The organism is Acidobacteriota bacterium (genome assembly GCA_022562055.1).
In the GTDB taxonomy this organism is placed as follows: Bacteria; Actinomycetota; Acidimicrobiia; order Spongiisociales; family UBA5794; genus BMS3BBIN02.
On sequence record JADFQA010000050.1, the window covers coordinates 1 to 16,563 of the forward strand.

Below are 16,563 nucleotides of genomic sequence, written 5' to 3' on the forward strand. Positions count from 1 at the left end.
CCCGCTGAGCAGCAAGGTTCGCCGGCCGTTCCTCAAGCAGAGCGAACACCGTTGTTTCGTCCTCGGCCGCCACGACTGCGATGTCGCCCTGGAGCGCAGCGACACTCGCAGCCGCCGACGCGTCGATCACATCGTTCTTGCGTCGCCCGCCACGCGACAGCTCCCGCACCCGTGCCGTCGCCGCGGTCGCGACATCGACAACGGCTTCATCGCGGGCGACAAGCCACTGGGCCAGATGACAGCCAAGACCCTTGGCGTTCTCCACCGCCCATCGACGCTGAGGGAACTGTCGTCCCCAACGCAACAACTCTCGATAGCCAGCCAGGCTTGCATCAACTCGTAGCGACGACACGGGTGTGTTGGTCGCCGGGTCGACCGCGGTTGCGGTGTGGCTGGCCTTGTGTGGATCGATTCCGATAATCATGACATGGTCCTTTCAGTTGATGAAGACCACGGTCGGCATGCCGACTTCGAGACCCACACACGGGGATCATGCCTCTGTTGAGCCAGACCGCAGCCAGCCGCCAGCCGGGAGGCACACCCTGGGAGAGCCAACCCGGAGGCGGCAGGCGATTCACGAGCCACCCCGGCCAACGACCTACCGGACACTGCGACTCTGAGGCCCCACGAACCGGTCCCCACATACAAGTCGGCGATTCACCTCCGCTCACCCACCGTCTTGCGCATAGGGGCTTTGTTTGCACAATGGATTGTTCAGCAGTATGGTGAACAAACCATTGTCTCCTAGAGGTGGCACCATATGGAGAAAATTGGATGAGCGATCAGCAGACAAGTGTCTTGGTCACGGGTGTGGCTAGTGGTATCGGTAAAGCGTGTGCCGAGCGTTTCCTCACCGAGGGATGGCGCGTCCTTGGATGGGACTTGATCGACCCCGAGCTTGACGGCATCGTCTTCGAGAAGGTCGACGTATCCGACTGGGCGGCCGGCCTCAAGGCGGGAAGGCGGTTGCCTGCCCTCAAAGCCGTCGTTAACTCCGCGGGAATCGCATCAAGACTGCCTGCGACCGAACTCGACCACGAGGAGTGGGACAGGCTTGTTGCCGTAAATCTCACCGGAAGCTTCTACGTGGCTCGCTTTACGTTCGATGCTCTGAGCAGGGGGACAGGCGCGCTCATCTTCCTCGGTTCGGTGGCTGGTACTGCCGGTTTTGCTAATCGTTCGGCGTATTGCGCTTCGAAGGCTGGAGTGCTCGCCCTGACACGATGCTTGGCAATCGAGTGGGCGACGTATGGGATCCGTGTCATGTCCGTTAGCCCGACGTTCACGCGTACGGGCCTTGTGTTGGACGGCATCCAGTCCGGTCGAACAAATGAATCGGACATCATTGACCATACGCCACAGCGGCGGCTGCTCGAAGCCGACGAAGTAGCGGGAGTCATCTACCAGGTAGTCCAGCCGAGCTTCGGGGCTGTCACGGGAAGCGACGTGCTCGTTGATGCGGGTTTCAACGCTCTGAGCGGCTTCTAGGACGTGAGGCAGGGATTGGATGGAGCACATGACTAGGCGAGAAAAGAAGGTTGGGCTACACAATCAGCTTGAAGCCGAACGGGTCGCCGTTAGTCGACCTTTTCTTCCGCTCATGGCGGCCTTTGGAGAGCCGAAGTTCATAGATTTGTTTTCTGCAAGTCGAACGGTCGCTGCCTGGCTTGACGTCGAAGTTGCACTTGCGAGGGCGCAGGCCCTTCACGGTGTCATTCCCCGTTCGGCAGCCGATCGCATCGAGCGGGAACTTCGCTCAGTCGAAATCGACCACGTGCTCGTCGTCGAAGGCAGCCGGAAGGTGGGCTATCCGATCTTGCCGTTCTTGGAGCAACTCGTGCAGACCGATCCCCAAGTCGCATCGTATGTACACTTCGGTGCGACCACCCAAGACATCATGGACACTGCTTTGGTGCTTCAACTTCGGGGAGCATGCGACGAGATCACGGCTACCTGTGTCGTCTTAGGAGATGCTTTGGCGACCCTCGCCGTAGCGGAACGAAACACGGTGATGGCGGGCCGCACCCATGGTCAGCAAGCTGTTCCGATCACATTTGGTATGAAGGTTGCCGGGTGGCTCGAGGAGGTCAGACGCGGTCTCGTTCGGCTCGACGAGGCACGAGGAAGCATGGAGGTCATTCAGCTGTACGGCGCGGCAGGTACGTCGGCAGCATTCGGCCCGATGAGCACCGCGACGCGCAAGAGCGTAGCCGAGATTCTGGGGCTCGGGTGTGATGACATGCCGTGGCATAGCGTCCGAGATCGCCTTTTCGGCCTGATCTCGGCACTCGTCGTGCTCGGGTCCGCCACCGGCCGGATAGCGCGGGAGATCGTAGACCTTGCTCGTAACGAGATTGGGGAGGTGCAAGAGGCCGAGGGCCGACTTTCTGGGGCATCGTCCACGATGCCGCAAAAGGCCAACCCGGTGTTGTCTGAAGCGATTGTTGGGCTAAGCGAAATGGCGTGCACGCTGTCTGCGGCGCCATTGAGGGCCATGACTGGCAGACATGAGCGGCCAGCGGGTGAGTGGCAGATGGAATGGGACTCGGTTCCCTTGATCGTCATGTACGCAGGAAGCGCACTAAGTCGGGGAATTGACCTCATCGAGGGCCTGCGGGTCAATCGTGAGCGGATGAAGGCGAACCTAGACGTAGATGGCGGCCTGTTGATGGCTGAAGCACTGATGATGAAGATGGCGCCCTTGATCGGTAGGAGCGAGGCACACGAGTTGATCTACGACTTAGTTGGGAACGCCAGAGTCGGGGGCGTCTCGCTGGCGCATGCGGTTCGCCCTATCTTGGAAGAGCATGGAGTAAGCGAAGAGTTCAGCCTGGACGGTGAGGAATACTTGGGAGAGGCCGAGGCCATCGTTTCGACCGCAGTAGGCCGCTGGTACGAGACGGGAGGTGACCGTTCATGATATCGATCGAGAGCGAGGCAATCGTGGCTCGCGTCGACGAGCGGAATGGTGACATCGTGTTCGTTGGTCGTCCCAACGGTACCAATCGGCTTTTCTTCCAAGATTGGGTCAGCCCGGCGGCTGGTCCGGGTTACGGCTCTGCTGCTATGGATTGGCTATCCACCTACCGAGGTGGATGGCAGGAGCTGATTCCCAATCCGGGCAACGACTCGGAATGGGGGGGCGTAGCGCTGCCATTTCACGGAGATGTCCGCTACGCCAGCTGGGAGGTTGTAGACCGATCCCCGACGTCGGTCTCGCTAAGAGTACCGACTCGTTTGCCGATCATCCTTGAGCGTTCTATGAGTGTCGAAGGGGAGGTGCTGAGGCTTGAGGAGCGGCTCGTGAGCGATGCACCAATAGATGTCCCCTTTGCCTGGACACACCACCCGGCGTTCGACGCACCTCCCGGAACGAAGATCGATCTGCCGCCCGCCCGTATTGCAGCCGACAGCGCGATGATCGGCGACCTCGTCGACGTTGTCGCGGGCAGCATCGGCACCTGGCCTGAGCTCCCAGCCGTCGACGGTGGCGTCATTGACCTAAGCGTGATCGACGAGCGTTCCGTCGAACGCCTAGTGTTCGCCAGCGAACTCAAAGGCCATTGGGCGGCCGTTCGCCATCCGGATGGATACACGATCGCTATGGCATGGGATCCGGAAACCTTCCCGAATCTGTGGGTTTGGTGGCAGATCGGAGGGTCTGGCTTTCCGTGGTTCGGGAGATCGAGGTTGGTGGCCATCGAACCATCCACGACTTCCGACTCATCGGGACTCGCCCCCGCCATTGAGCGCGGCGAACACCTGATGTTGTCTGCTGGTGGCTCGTGGTCAACATGGCTCACCATGACCTTAGTTGAGGGCAGAAATCGTGTAGTCAACGTGACTCGCGACGGACACGTATCGAGTGCAAGGATATAAAGTATGGCAAATACTGTGGTTGTGACTGGCTGCGGTGCTGGAATCGGCAGAGCGATCTTCGACCGCCTCTTGGCTGACGGCTATTACGTCGTGGGGATCGAGATCGATGCCGCCCGGTCTGCCGATGCTGAGGCGTTCGCAGGCGACAGTGGCAAGGTGGTCGGTGGAGATGTTGCAGACCGGCGGGTCCTCGATCAGGCATTGGATGAAGCGGTCAGTGTGGAGCAGCTGGCTGGTTGGGTCAACAACGCAGGCGTAGCCATTCCCGGGACACTGCATGCGCCTGATGCGGAGGAGGTGGACAGGCTCCTCTCAGTGAATCTCATGGGGGTGTTTTGGGGTTCGGCGACGGCGGTTCGCGGGTTTGTTGACGCTAGAACTGGCGGCAGTATCGTGAACATCTCATCCATTCACGGTGTCTCAGCGTTTCCTGGGTGGGCTGCCTACGACATGGCGAAGGGCGGAGTGGATGCACTGACGCGATACACAGCGGTGGAGTATGGTCCCGTCGGCATTCGAGCGAACGCTATTGCGCCGGGGGCAATCCGCACCGAACTAATGCAGCAGGAAGTCGATGATGCTGAGGATCCCGAGGCGATGAAACGGGAATTCACCCTGCTTCATCCGCTGGGGCGGCTCGGTGAGGCCTTCGAGATTGCTGACGTTGCAGCATTTTTGATCTCTGAGAACTCCTCGTTTTTGACAGGCCAGACGATCGCCGTCGATGGTGGAGCGACGGCGCGCTGCTACCGATTTCCGCCTAGCTCGGAGTTACTCGATCGTTACGGTAGCGATGCCAACTGAAGAAGATGGACGAGCCGAGGTGATGTGAATGCCGACGATGAGGGACGTAGCGCAGTTAGCACAGGTCGACATCAGTACCGTGTCGCGAGTGCTGAGCGATGACCCCGCTCAGCGTGTATCTGTTGAGACCAGGCAGCGGATTATCGACGTAGTCGATGAACTCCGCTACCGACCGAATGCTGCGGCGCGAACGCTCCGCACGGCCCGATCAGGCACCGTCGGACTGGTGATTCCCGATATCAGCCCAGTTTATGCGGAGATTGTCAAGGGCGCTCAGGAAGAAGCCGCACATCTGGGACTAGCGATTCTTCTCGCTTCCGACGGCGTTGGAACAACGACCGATTACCGAGCCTTGTACGAGGAAGGAAGGATCGATGGGTTGATCGTCGCGACTGCGCGACGACGACCCTTTGGGCTGAAGCAGCTCCAATCCGCCGGGCCAGTTGTGTTAGTGAACAGGCGCACGAGTGCAAACGTGCCGTATGTCGTCGTTGACGACGCTGGTGGCGCTCGAATGGCGACACGGTACCTACTTGATGCTGGCCATCGAGCGATCGTTTATCTCGACGGCGACCCGGATGCCGACACCTCCCATCGTCGGCGTAGGGGGTTTGAGTCCGAGATCCAGAAATTCAGCGGAGCTGTACCCATCGTCGAGCCCAGCGGATTTGACGAGCGGTCCGGTTACGAAGCCGGTGTGAGGCTGCTGCGCGTCAAGCCGGAGTTCACCGCAGTCCTCGCTGCCTCATCACGTGCCGCGATCGGATTCCTTGCGGCTGCACGTGCGGCTGATGTTGCCGTTCCAGATGAAGTGAGCGTGATCGGTATTCACGATACGACCGCGGCTGAGTTTGCCTGGCCGCCGCTTACGGTCGTGCGATTGCCGTTGCAGGACATGGGCAAAAATGCAGTCCAGGTTTTGTCGCTGTTGCTGACTGGCGAACCTGTTGCTTCGCTCACTATTGGGGAGCCAATCGACCTCATTGAGCGGGAATCCGTGAGGACATTGAACTAATGCAGCTGAAGCCGACGGAAGCTCTCACAACCATGCTGACCATCAGACTGGTCGAAGAGCGAATTCGCGAGGCTCGACTGGTGGGGACTGTGAGTGGTTCGGTCCATCTGGCAACAGGGCAAGAGGCAACGGCCGTGGGCGTTGCTCAGGCACTCGGACCTGATGATGCTTTGTTTTGTACCTATCGAGGCCACAACTACGGATCGCTCTCGGTGTGCCGCTAGTGGAACTTCTTGCAGAGGTTCTTGGGCGATCGGGAGGTACAAATGGCGGCCGAGCAGGAAGCCTGCTGATATCCAGCCCGCAGCATCGTTTCTTTGGCGAGAACGGGATCGTTGGAGGGCACCTGCCCATCGCCGTTGGCGTTGGGTTAGCTTTCTCATATAACACTCGCAGGGGAGCTCAGGCACGCGTTTCCGTAGCGGTGTTTGGTGACGGAGCGACGAACCAGGGAATGTTTCACGAAGCTGTCAACATGGCGTCCGTTTTTGACTGGCCCGTTGTGTTCGTATGCGAAAACAACCTGTACTCAGAACTTACGCCGATCGCCGACATGGTCAATGTCGAACGACTCACTGATCGAGCTCTGGCGTACGGAGTGCCGGGCATATCGATAGACGGCAACGATGTTGCTCAGGTCAGCTCGGCCATGCGAGCAGCACTAGATCGTGCGCGATCGGGCGGCGGCCCCACATTCCTTGAGCTGATGACATATCGCCTCGAAGGTCACTACGTCGGGGACCCAGGCGGTTACCGACCCGATCTAGAGGTGGAGCAAGCGTGGCAGAACGAACCAATCAGGCGCTTTCAACTGGCAGAAGGGGTGACCGACGAGGTTATCTCGATTCTCGAGACGGAGGTCCGCGCCGCAGTCGATGAGGCTTGGCAAGATGCGCTGGCCCAACCGAAGCCCGATCCACGGACCGTGGGAGATCACGTCTATGGCGCGTGAGGTGACTGTGGTCCAAGCGATCCGAGAGACGCTGGGTTGGCTCCTTGAGTCCGACGAGGGGATACTCGTGTTCGGCGAAGATGTGGGAAAGCCCGGCGGAGTGTTCGGGGTGACCCGTGGCCTGCAGGAACGGTTCGGGTCAGATCGCGTCTTCGATACGCCGATCAGCGAGTCGGCGATCGTTGGCGCCGCTACAGGAGCAGCGATGATGGGCTTGCGCCCAATCTGCGAGATCATGTGGATCGACTTTGCGCTCCTTGCAATGGATCAGATTATCAACCAAGCGGCAAAGGTGAGATACATGAGTGAATCTCGCCTATCGGTACCGATTGTGATTCGCACACAGCAGGGAGTGACCGAGGGGTCGTCTTCGCAACACTCGCAATCGTTCGAAGCGCTATTCGCTCACATCCCTGGATTGAAAGTTGTCATCCCGTCCCGACCGGCAGATTTCTCCTCCCTTCTGATCGCAGCCGCGCAGGACCCAGATCCCGTGTTGTTCATCGAGCACCGGTCACTCTACGGGGTAAAAGGCGAACTGCCTGATGTGATGGAGCCTGCGAATGTCGGTCAGGCGGAGGTGGTGCGCTCTGGTGAGGATGTAACCGTGATTTCTTGGGGTACCGGACTTCATATCAGCCTCGCGGCCGCCCAGATCGCGGACTCTTCGGGACTTTCTGTAGAGGTTATCGATCTTCGATGGCTCGAGCCCCTCGACTTCGCAAGCATCGCGGCATCGGTCGAGAAAACAGGTCGCGCGGTTGTCGTCCACGAAGCGGTCTTGAAAGGCGGCTTTGGAGCAGAAGTCGCCGCTCGAATCGCCGAAGAGTGCTTCTGGGAGCTCGATGCGCCGGTTCGTCGAGTGGGCGCAGCGTTCGTGCCGATGCCCCACGCTCCAGTTCTGCAAGATGCGATCTTGCCGAACGCCCGTCACCTTGCCCAAGTGCTTGCACGCACGGTCCAGGTATGACAACGATTCGGTCAGTTGACGCCGCCACGATCCGTATGCCGCTCGAGCAGCCCCTGGATTTCGGCACGTGGGAGATAGCGCATCGCGAGTACTGCGTGGTACGGATCACATCCACCGATGGTGACGCCGGTTTCGGTTTTGGTCTGACACGTGACGGCAGCGTTGACCAAATCGTCGAGACTGCCATCCGCCCTCTGTGTGTTGGGCAGAATGGGAGCGATCCCGCGGTGTTGATTGCCAACTGCGAGGCCCGGAATCGTGCGCTCTTGGGCTCAGGCATCGGTCTCCGTGCTCTGTCGCTCGTCGAAATCGCGCTATGGGATCTTCGTATTCGGACGACTGAGGAGACGCTGGAACATCACTTAGGAGGCGAACCGATAGCCCTTCCTGCGGTAGCGATCATTGGCTATCCACCGACGGCCAGCGCTGACGCCGTCGCGCGCGAGGCGGCAAATCTTTACGGGCGCGGCTGGCGGCACTTCAAGATACCGGTTGCAGCGACAACTGAGCTGACGATCGAACGTGTTCAAGCGGTAGCTGCCTCCGGCGGAAGCCTGGCGCTTGACGGTGCCTGGTCGTTTCGATCGGTAACTGAGGCCGCCGACCTCCTCAGGCGTCTCGAGTGCCCGCTAGCCTGGTTCGAGGATCCTTTCCAGCCGGGGGATGTGCAGTCTCTTACTGAACTCAAGCAAGAAACCGACGTGCGAATCGGAGTTGGCGACGAGCAGGGCGGACCCTACTTCCCGGATGCATTGCTCGAAGCCGGGGTTGTTGATGTACTCAGACTCGATGCTACCTGCATTGGCGGGATTTCCAGATTCAGGTCGATGGCATTGGCGGCATCAGAGGCTGGCCTCCTCGTGTCCCCGCATATGGCGCCTCACCTCCACGCACGAGTCATCGCAGGATTGGGATTGGTGGACTCGCCCATAGAGTGGGGTTTTCCAGCATCCGGCGTGGAGCCACTAACGGATCCATGGGAGCGGCCGCGCCTCGATAACAACGGGAGAATGCGTCCACTTGCTGATTCGCTACCAGCGCCGCGAGCGATGTTCTCTCACTTGCAGCCCTACATAGTCCGTGACCTCGCCGGCATCCTTCAGGTTCGCTAGCCGACGTCTACTGAGAGCAGGCCTAGTTTTGGCAAAAGACACGGCATTGAATCAAAGCCGTTTATCGAAATCCCGTTGGCGATGGGCGAACTCCAACCCTCATGGCGGGTCGAGACGGGTGGTTTCAGATTTAGAGGGAGCCGGTGGCGAACCCTCAATAGCTGAATCACGCTGGCTCCGCTCTCGGCCGAGCTACCCCAGAACCGCTTTCCGCTATGTCAGTAACGGCCTTGGGAGTTGGGCGCCGACGAGCGTTGTTTCGACCTCGGTGAGGTGCCATCCGCCCAGGTTTGCCGTGACTAGACGATCCAGGGAGGGACCGAAGAAGCACAAGTTGGTGGGCGCGTTGAGCGTCATCCCGGTCGCGTCGTCGACCAACACGGACAACTCACCGAGACGAAACCTATAAATTCGGTCTGGCCGGTAGCAGCTGATTAGAAGTGTGCCGTCAGCAGCGAACGCAAGACCATCGGGGACGCTGTCCGGCAACATGACAACGACCTCGTAGTCGTCCAGGATCCCGTCTTCGCGTAGTCGAAGTTTGCTCACCGCCGGAATGCTCGACTCGACGATGTACAAGCTGGTGCCGTCTGGATGCAATGCCAGGCCGTTGGTGAAACCCGCCGCCTCAGTTGAGGCGATGATTGTCGTTCCGTCGGTGAGCACCGAAAAAATCAATCCGTCATTTGACCCCCACGATCCCGAATCGGAAACGTAGAGAACACCGTTCGGCGCAAACGCAGGAAAGTTAGGTGTCTGCATCGCCCTGTCAGGGCTTCCTGCAGAGAATATTGTGGACTCTCCGCTTTCGTGATCCAGGCGAATGACGGCCGATGAGGCCATGTCGCATGCGTAAATCTGGCCCGAACGATCCAAGGCGATCCCCAGTACGAATCCGTCCCAAGACCCGACGTCTTGGGACTCCTCTGTTTCGGGATTGAAACGTGAAATCTTGCCGCTTTCACTTCCGTACACAATCCACCCAGCCGGATCCCATGCCACACCCTCAGCGTGGTCAGTGCCGGCATGTAGCACACTTGGCATGACTTCTCCTGCGCAATCGATTGTTCATACTATCACGGTTGACCCGACTCCACCAGCCGCAGGTAGTGGTCCCGACCAAGACAAAGCGTCAACTATGTGAAGCCCAGCTCGAAGGTGATTGTCAGCGGTCGGCGCTGGGCTCCGCAGGGGGCTGAATCCGCTTCCGAAAGTCGTAGCGCCGCTTCAGGTCCCATCGGGTCTACAACGGACACGACCACTCTCCGCTTGGTCACGGGAGCCGGAAAAGTAGGCAAGGAATGGGCAAGAGGACGTTAAACAGCACACAACAGCTCGAAACGATGAGCATTGTAAGGTCTTTGGCTACAAGGAATTTGGGCTAGGAGCCTTGTAGCCTTTTGCTGCATTCTGCCCGTATGGGAACTGGGTGTCACACCTACCGTCATTAATCACTCCCAGTCGAGAATCACACACCTGTAATTATCGCTCATCCAGGAACAGATCGCGAGCACCCACCCCGCGAAAAACACCAGCCACCTAGAACATGTTCTCGATTCCGATCTACAGATCGAGATTTAGTCCCACCCGGGAAAATGGGTCGCCGTCACACGATCGGAACTGATCGCCGTGGGCGACACCCTCGTAGACGTGCTGCGCGAGGCTCACGACAAGGGGTACCCGACGCCTATCGTCCATCGGGCTCAGAAACTAACACGATCCTTTTCCTCTGATCATGGCCCGCTTCGAGGGGACGGAAACCGCGCCTGGTACGTACTTGCCGCTGATCACTATTGAAATCGTACTGTCAACGCCCGATGAGGAACCGGCGTTGGTTCGGGCACTTGCCCTCATTGATTCCAGCGCGGACGGATCTGTTGTCCCATCGGAGATAGTAGGGGTCGCAGGTATCGAGTTCGGCGATCTCCAGCCAGGACCAAAAGGTATCGGTGCCGGAGGCGAGTTCGAGGTGCGGAAGGTGCTTGGGAGCCTCAGTTGGGATGGTGAGGTCTTTCTAGACGATGAGTTGATGGTGACACAACCCGGGACGCTTCGTGGGCCTTTGCTTGGACGTGCCGACTTCTTTAAGACATTCGGCGCCGAGTTCGATTGGTCGAAGGAGCCGCCGCGCTTTCATGTTGAGAGAAGGCGTATTCAGTCACGCTGAATCGCGGCCACATCTCCGTGCGATAACCGAGACTTGACAGGTCCAGATAGGTTCACACTCGGCTCAGAAGACAAAGGTTCGCCATGGCATACATCAGGCGGGTCGGCCAAGACCGTCGGCGAAACGTGTACGACATTCGCCCGACCCGGAGTTCCGGGCGCTGGCGGTGACGTTCCAAGACCGTCACAGAGTCCGAGCAGACGCCGAACAAACCCAGGGAACATCGGGGGGCGATGGGTCGCTTCTATGGATCGCCACTTCGTGGCGATGCTGTGCGGGTAGGTTCAATTCCCGCCCCGGGCACGCGGGGGTCTGTCTTTTCGAGGTGTTCGAGTCCCTGCCGGGTCTCGAAACGTCGGTCGGTGATGATTACAGCCACCGTCGGAACCAGGTCTTTTCGACGATGACCTTGGCGATATGCCAACGGCGGCCGACGCTGTAGAGTTTTATCTGCGGTGTCGGATCGGCGTAGAAATTTCCACGACCGAAACCGGCTTTGCCACCACCAACTTCGATGAAACATCCTCCATGGCCGTCGAATGAGGCCGACTTGCCATTTCCCGTGATTTCACGGGCGATGTTTTGTGCGACGACCGCGGCCTGGCCTTCGGCGAACACTCCCGCCATGGGGAGCGGCTTTCCCACTGCCAGGGGGATCGCCGTAACGTCGCCGATGGCGTAGACGCCGCGGAATCGCGTTCGGAGGGTGTTTCGATCCACTGGGATCCAGCCGGACTCGTCGACGAGTCCCGATTCTCGCACCACCTGAGGGGCGCGGTGAGGCGGTACGTAGGCCAACAGGTCGAAGTCTGCATGGGCTCCGTTCTCAAAGGCGATGCGTCTCGTCTGCAAGTCGACGCCGGTTAGTTGGTGCTCGGGGTGGAACCCGATCCCCTTGTTTTCGACCATCTGACGGACACCGGCGGACACTTGTGGACCCGCGACTCCCATCGGGCCGGCCTCGGCGGCGTACAGGTCGATCTGGGTTTTGTCGCCGACACCTCGCTTCTTGAGATGGTCGTCGATCAGCATTGCCGCCTCGTAGGGAGCCGCGGGGCATTTGTAAGCAGGGGTCGCGGTGAGAACGACAACCTTGCCACCAGCGAACGTATCGAGGTCGTCTCGTAAAGCTGCGGCTCCGGGCATCGTATAGAAGTTGTGTCCCGCCTCACCGAGGCCGGGCACTGTCTCGGGGGCGAGTTCGGCTCCGAGTGACACAATCAGGTAATCCGCATCTAAGTCTCGAACGGCTGTGTCGGACGGGCTCCCAGAATCGTTTTGCCCTGCTGCGTTGACGATGTGTACGCGGCGCTCTTCGGGATCGATGGACTGGATATCGCCATACACGACTTCGATCCCCTTCCTCGCGAGTCGAGCTAGGGGACGACGGATGTCTTCGGCGGTGCGCCGCCCCGTCATAAACCACAACAGCGACGGTGCGAACAAGTGGTCACGCTCCCGGTCAACGATGATCACGCGATGAGCTGCGGGCAGCTTCTTACGGAGAGACCTAGCGGCGACTACTCCGCCGATGCCTCCGCCAAGGATCAGTATCGATTTCGACTCGGTCACTTTCTGTCGCCTCCGTTCTTGGTTGTAGGCGGCACCGCCGCCGTGTTGTTAGAAGACGAGAACCCGGTCAGACTGCAACGTCCAGTCGGTCAGTTCGTCCATGGTGCTGCGGTAGCAGCCATCCGCAAGCTCTTCGTCGGTGATACCCCGAGCGTCCAAACAGGTTCCGCAAACGCCCACGGTGCCACCTCCGCGGGCGACCGAGCGAACCATGTGCTCGATGTTGTAGTAACCCCGTGGCACCTTTTGACCCACCTTTGCGCATGCCGCAGCGTCGCCGATGAGGAATACGCGTACAGTCTCGTTCTCTCGTCTAGCTACCGATCCGGCAAGGCGCAGGCCGTTGTAGCTGCGTTCGGTCCCATATGGGGGATCGTTGAGAATGAAAAGAATGCTCACACCTAGCCGTCCATTCCGACGGCGACAGGGAAGCCCGCGTAGCGCCATTCCGGCAGACCATCTTCGAGGCGTCTTGCACGGAGACCGTGGGCATGTAACAGTTCGAGCGCCTGGGGTGCGAGAACGCAGTAGGGCCCTCGACAGTACGCGACGATTTCAATGTCTTGGGGAAGGCTCGAGAGCTTACCTCTGAGTTCGCGCAGCGGCACCGACAATGCACCCGGAATGTGGCCGGCCGCGTACTCTTCACCCGGGCGAACGTCGAGTACGATCACGTCCCCTTTCCTCGCCCGCGCCAGCAGCTCCGATCTTCCGATAGGTTCAAGCTGGTCGCGTTCCTCAAAGTAGTTGCGCATGACAAGCTCGACTTCGGCGAAACGCTGGCTTGCCAGATTCCGGAGCGCCAAGAAAAAGCTGCAAACCTCCTCGTCAGCCGGGCGATAGAACACCCTGGTGCCGTCTCTGCGCGTAGTGACAAGCCTCGCTTCGCGCAGGACCTTCAAATGTGCCGATGTGTTGGTCACTCCCATCGCGGCCGCGCTTGCGAGAACCTCGACACTCCGCTCACCCTGGCACAGTAAATCGAGGAGTTCGATGCGCTTCGGGTTGGCGACAGCCTTGCCGATCCGCGAGAACTGTTCATACAGGCCGTCTTTGATGACTCTGCCTGGACTCGATGAGACGCTCACTTTGGCCTCGCAATTCCATGGAATAATGGAATACGGACATTATCATCAGGCTCATTCTTGCGCAAACGTTCTGTTTGATCGCGAGGGACACGTCTGGTGTGATGTCTATAAACGCCGCTATCGTCGAACGACACCAACAGATTGGGACAATGCCATGGGCGGACTACCAGGATGAACGCTGAATATTTCGAGGAGCTGACGTCGTTGCTGGAACAGGCGCGTCCTGGGATCGTCGAGACGCTGGGGCTCGAATTTAAGGGTGTCTTTGGTGCGGTGGGTGGCTACGTTGGTGACAGCATATTTATCACCTGCGGGCGGTTTGGTGTGGCGGTGCGGCTCTCCCCTGACGCGCTCGAACGCGTCTTCGAACAGGATGGTGTCGAGCAGCTTCGATACTTTCCGAAAGGTCACATCAAGAGAGAGTACGCCGTGTTGCCAGGCTGGCTACTGGAGGATTCGGCGCATTTTGGGTCCATCGTGGATGACAGTGTTGCGTACGTGCGCTGCCTGTAGCAGCGCCGACGGCATCGACGTTCTCTGTGCCACCAATCAACCGCATGCGACCCAGATCGAAAAAGCGCGGACCCAAACACCCCAAACGTTGCCTGCTACGGCACTAGGACGATGGGCCGTGTCTTGGAGGAGTTGAGGTGGAGGCTGCTGGTTTTGCGTTAAACGGGGAGTTTTGGGTTTGCGTGTGACTCAGGGAATTAGGTTAGGGTGATGGCGCTCACTGAAATTCCCCAGGGTTGCTCGTTGAAGTTCCTCACCTGGGTTGGGTTTGAAGGTTAGTTGTTTCCTCCTTTCGGTCGGAATTGTTGGTTGCGGGCTTGGTGGGCTCTGAGTCGGTAGGAGTCGCCGTCGATGTTGAACACGACGCTCTTGTGCAGTAAGCGGTCGAGCATGGCGGCTGCAATGGTGGTGTCTGTGAAGATGTCTCCCCACGACGCGACACCGCGGTTGGTGGTCAGGATGATTGAGCCTTTCAGGTAGCGTCTTGCGATGACTTGGAACAAAGCTGCGGCGTCTTGTGCTGGCATGGGGAGATAGCCCAGTTCGTCAACGATGAGGACGCCTGACCCGGAGAAGAACCGCATCGTGGCTGCCCATCTCCCTTCGAGCGCGGCTTTGCGGCACCGGGCTGCAAGGTCGGCTGCTGTGGTGTAATACACGCGATGCCCGGCATCGATGGCGGCGTGTCCCAGGGCAATTGCGAGCATGGTTTTGCCGACTCCGGGCGGGCCGATGAACAGCACGTTGGTGGCGTTGTCGAGGAAACGGGCTGTTGCGAGTTCCCGGATCAGCGCTTCGTCGATCGATGGTTGCGCGGCGAAGTCGAAATCGTCAATGGTCCATGGGGATGGGAAGTTCGCTAGGCGCATCCGTGTGTCCCAACGGCGCTGCTCGGTGGCTTCAACCTCGATTGTGAGTAACTGCTCAAGGAACTCGGTGTGGCCGATGTTGGTGTCACGGGCAGCGTCGAGATGGGCAGGGAGCGCCTCGGCAGCGGCACCCAACTTGAGATACGCCAGGTGGCTACGGAGTTGTTGATACGAAGAGTCCTTGTTCACAATGCACCGTCCTGGTTATCAATGAACCGTTGATAGGTGCCCAGGTCGATAACCGGACCTGCAGGGTCGCTGCCGGTGATCTGGGCTGCGATTGCTGACGCTGCACCTGTGGGGGGACGGTTCGGTTTCTTCGGGCACGGCCGATCAGTGGTGAACGCTGCCAACACCACATTCTCCAACGCTGCGGTGTGTTGCGGCAACCTGACAATCCGACCGACACCACGGGGTGCAATCCGGTGGGTCGCAACCGGTGTGCCCGCAGCTGAGATGATGATCAACTCGTCAGATCCCAGACGCTGCTTGACTTTCACCTCGCTGCCCACGAGTGCCGGAGGCACCGAGTAGCGGTTCCCGTCAACAGACACCAGAGCGTTGGCGGCAACGATGCGGGTCATCGTTCCTTCTGCGGGGTATGGCATTGGGGGGAGCCCGAGCAGCGGCTCGGTGGCTCCGAGTACACCGACCGTCGTGTCGCCACGGCGCCGGGCGTCACCGACCATGGAACAGAATCGGTCCAGGGACGCTTGCGCGTCGGCAAGGTTCGTAACGTCGAGGGTGCGCCACCAGCGTTGCGTCAGGAAGTGGATCTGTTTCTCGACAACACCTTTCCGGTTCCCCCGCCGCGGTGGGCACGGCACCACTGTGACCCCGTAATGCTTCGCCACCGGCGTAAACGATGCCTGGAGTTTCCCGGTGGTCGGGTTGATCACGGTCGCCATCCGATCTGTCCGCCACACCTTCGGGGTGCCGCCAAGGCGGCGCAGGATCTCATCGATGCCCTCAACGAGGTGCGGCTGATCCTCGCAATACGAGAGCCACGCCCGGGCCTTAGACGAATGCGACAAGACACCCACCAGCATCGACACATCCGTTGTTGGATCCCACGGACATGCCCCCAGTTCGTCCCAGTCCCACTGGATCTCCTCCCCCGACGGATGATCGATAATCACCGTTGCACGGCCCTTCACCCCACTACAGGCTTCACAATGCGGACGCAGGCGCCGTTCACGGAGTTTGCGGGTGAACGTCGGATACGAACGGTCATACCCAAGGCGTTGCACCTCGTCGAACAACACCGTTGCCCACACACCGTGATCATCCGACAAACGCTGCCGTACATATGCTTCGATACGATCAAACGGATCCTCCTCCATCTTGACGCGCACGCCTGGTTGGCGCACACCATCGAGATACGCCCGGATCGTCTTGCGGTCTCTCCCGGTATGGCGGGCAATCTCAGAGACCGACCAACCCCTCTTCTTCAATGCATGAATCTCCACGTCTTCCTCCTGTGTCAACATCAGGGAGGGCTCCTCTCCTCGCCGGCGTGTCGTTGCTGACAGCCAGCTTGGAGAGGGCCCCACCCAATGACGGGTATTCCTCTAGGAGGTGGGGAATTTCAGTGAGCAGGTCTGGGGAGTTTCAATGAGCGT

The 16,563-nt window shown here is 59.5% G+C and carries 18 protein-coding genes; 11 read left to right on the forward strand and 7 right to left on the reverse strand.

The genetic code is table 11. The features are described 5' to 3' along the window. A partial coding sequence (locus IIC71_13860; protein MCH7670266.1) for a transposase occupies positions 1–424 on the reverse strand: 424 nt, incomplete at its 3' end. A gap of 350 nt (positions 425–774) precedes the next feature. On the opposite strand from IIC71_13860, the gene IIC71_13865 reads away from it, so the two are divergent. Genes IIC71_13865 through IIC71_13905 form a run of 9 tightly spaced genes read left to right on the forward strand, consistent with a single transcriptional unit; the run spans position 775 to position 8,732 of the window. Next, on the forward strand, positions 775–1,488 hold the full coding sequence (locus IIC71_13865) for an SDR family oxidoreductase (protein MCH7670267.1): 714 nt from the start codon (positions 775–777) through the stop codon (positions 1,486–1,488). Between the two features lie 28 nt (positions 1,489–1,516). Next, the gene (locus IIC71_13870) at positions 1,517–2,920 is read left to right on the forward strand and encodes an adenylosuccinate lyase family protein (protein MCH7670268.1); all 1,404 of its coding nucleotides are present in this window, start codon (positions 1,517–1,519) and stop codon (positions 2,918–2,920) included. Next, positions 2,917–3,879 (forward strand): hypothetical protein, encoded by a 963-nt coding sequence (locus tag IIC71_13875; GenBank protein MCH7670269.1) that lies wholly within the window; start codon positions 2,917–2,919, stop codon positions 3,877–3,879. Before IIC71_13870 ends, IIC71_13875 begins: the two co-directional genes overlap by 4 nt. A 3-nt stretch (positions 3,880–3,882) precedes the next feature. After that, a complete protein-coding gene (locus tag IIC71_13880) occupies positions 3,883–4,683 on the forward strand; it encodes an SDR family oxidoreductase (GenBank protein MCH7670270.1) in 801 nt (266 codons plus the stop codon). Positions 4,684–4,711: 28 nt separating this feature from the next. Then, positions 4,712–5,698, forward strand: a complete 987-nt coding sequence (locus tag IIC71_13885) for a LacI family DNA-binding transcriptional regulator (GenBank protein ID MCH7670271.1) — start codon at positions 4,712–4,714, stop codon at positions 5,696–5,698. Next, on the forward strand, positions 5,698–5,922 hold the full coding sequence (locus tag IIC71_13890) for a hypothetical protein (GenBank protein ID MCH7670272.1): 225 nt from the start codon (positions 5,698–5,700) through the stop codon (positions 5,920–5,922). Before IIC71_13885 ends, IIC71_13890 begins: the two co-directional genes overlap by 1 nt. Next, on the forward strand, positions 5,922–6,650 hold the full coding sequence (locus tag IIC71_13895; GenBank protein ID MCH7670273.1) for a thiamine pyrophosphate-dependent dehydrogenase E1 component subunit alpha: 729 nt from the start codon (positions 5,922–5,924) through the stop codon (positions 6,648–6,650). The genes IIC71_13890 and IIC71_13895 overlap by 1 nt, the downstream gene beginning before the upstream one ends. Further along, positions 6,640–7,620, forward strand: a complete 981-nt coding sequence (locus IIC71_13900; protein ID MCH7670274.1) for an alpha-ketoacid dehydrogenase subunit beta — start codon at positions 6,640–6,642, stop codon at positions 7,618–7,620. The genes IIC71_13895 and IIC71_13900 overlap by 11 nt, the downstream gene beginning before the upstream one ends. Further along, positions 7,617–8,732, forward strand: a complete 1,116-nt coding sequence (locus IIC71_13905) for a hypothetical protein (GenBank protein MCH7670275.1) — start codon at positions 7,617–7,619, stop codon at positions 8,730–8,732. The genes IIC71_13900 and IIC71_13905 overlap by 4 nt, the downstream gene beginning before the upstream one ends. A gap of 213 nt (positions 8,733–8,945) precedes the next feature. Here IIC71_13905 and IIC71_13910 read toward each other — a convergent pair whose 3' ends face one another. Then, on the reverse strand, positions 8,946–9,776 hold the full coding sequence (locus IIC71_13910; GenBank protein ID MCH7670276.1) for an SMP-30/gluconolactonase/LRE family protein: 831 nt from the start codon (positions 9,774–9,776) through the stop codon (positions 8,946–8,948). A 691-nt stretch (positions 9,777–10,467) separates the two neighbouring features. On the opposite strand from IIC71_13910, the gene IIC71_13915 reads away from it, so the two are divergent. Further along, on the forward strand, positions 10,468–10,899 hold the full coding sequence (locus IIC71_13915; protein ID MCH7670277.1) for a hypothetical protein: 432 nt from the start codon (positions 10,468–10,470) through the stop codon (positions 10,897–10,899). 369 nt (positions 10,900–11,268) lie between these two features. On the opposite strand, the gene IIC71_13920 is transcribed toward IIC71_13915, so the two are convergent. The 3 genes from IIC71_13920 to IIC71_13930 are packed head-to-tail and all read right to left on the reverse strand — an operon-like array spanning position 11,269 to position 13,559. Continuing rightward, complete coding sequence (locus IIC71_13920) at positions 11,269–12,471, reverse strand: NAD(P)/FAD-dependent oxidoreductase (protein MCH7670278.1); 1,203 nt, start codon at positions 12,469–12,471, stop codon at positions 11,269–11,271. A gap of 48 nt (positions 12,472–12,519) precedes the next feature. Beyond that, positions 12,520–12,870: a DsrE family protein gene (locus IIC71_13925; GenBank protein ID MCH7670279.1), complete on the reverse strand. Its 351-nt coding sequence runs from the start codon at positions 12,868–12,870 to the stop codon at positions 12,520–12,522. Positions 12,871–12,872: 2 nt separating this feature from the next. Beyond that, a complete protein-coding gene (locus IIC71_13930; GenBank protein ID MCH7670280.1) occupies positions 12,873–13,559 on the reverse strand; it encodes a metalloregulator ArsR/SmtB family transcription factor in 687 nt (228 codons plus the stop codon). 171 nt (positions 13,560–13,730) lie between these two features. On the opposite strand from IIC71_13930, the gene IIC71_13935 reads away from it, so the two are divergent. Then, positions 13,731–14,072, forward strand: coding sequence for a hypothetical protein (locus IIC71_13935; protein ID MCH7670281.1), 342 nt, complete (start codon positions 13,731–13,733; stop codon positions 14,070–14,072). Between the two features lie 275 nt (positions 14,073–14,347). On the opposite strand, the gene IIC71_13940 is transcribed toward IIC71_13935, so the two are convergent. Next, positions 14,348–15,130 carry an ATP-binding protein gene (locus IIC71_13940; GenBank protein ID MCH7670282.1) on the reverse strand — a complete coding sequence of 261 codons (783 nt, stop codon included), beginning with the start codon at positions 15,128–15,130 and terminating at the stop codon, positions 14,348–14,350. Beyond that, the gene (locus IIC71_13945) at positions 15,127–16,431 is read right to left on the reverse strand and encodes a transposase (protein ID MCH7670283.1); all 1,305 of its coding nucleotides are present in this window, start codon (positions 16,429–16,431) and stop codon (positions 15,127–15,129) included. Before IIC71_13945 ends, IIC71_13940 begins: the two co-directional genes overlap by 4 nt. Between the last annotated feature and the right edge of the window lie 132 nt (positions 16,432–16,563).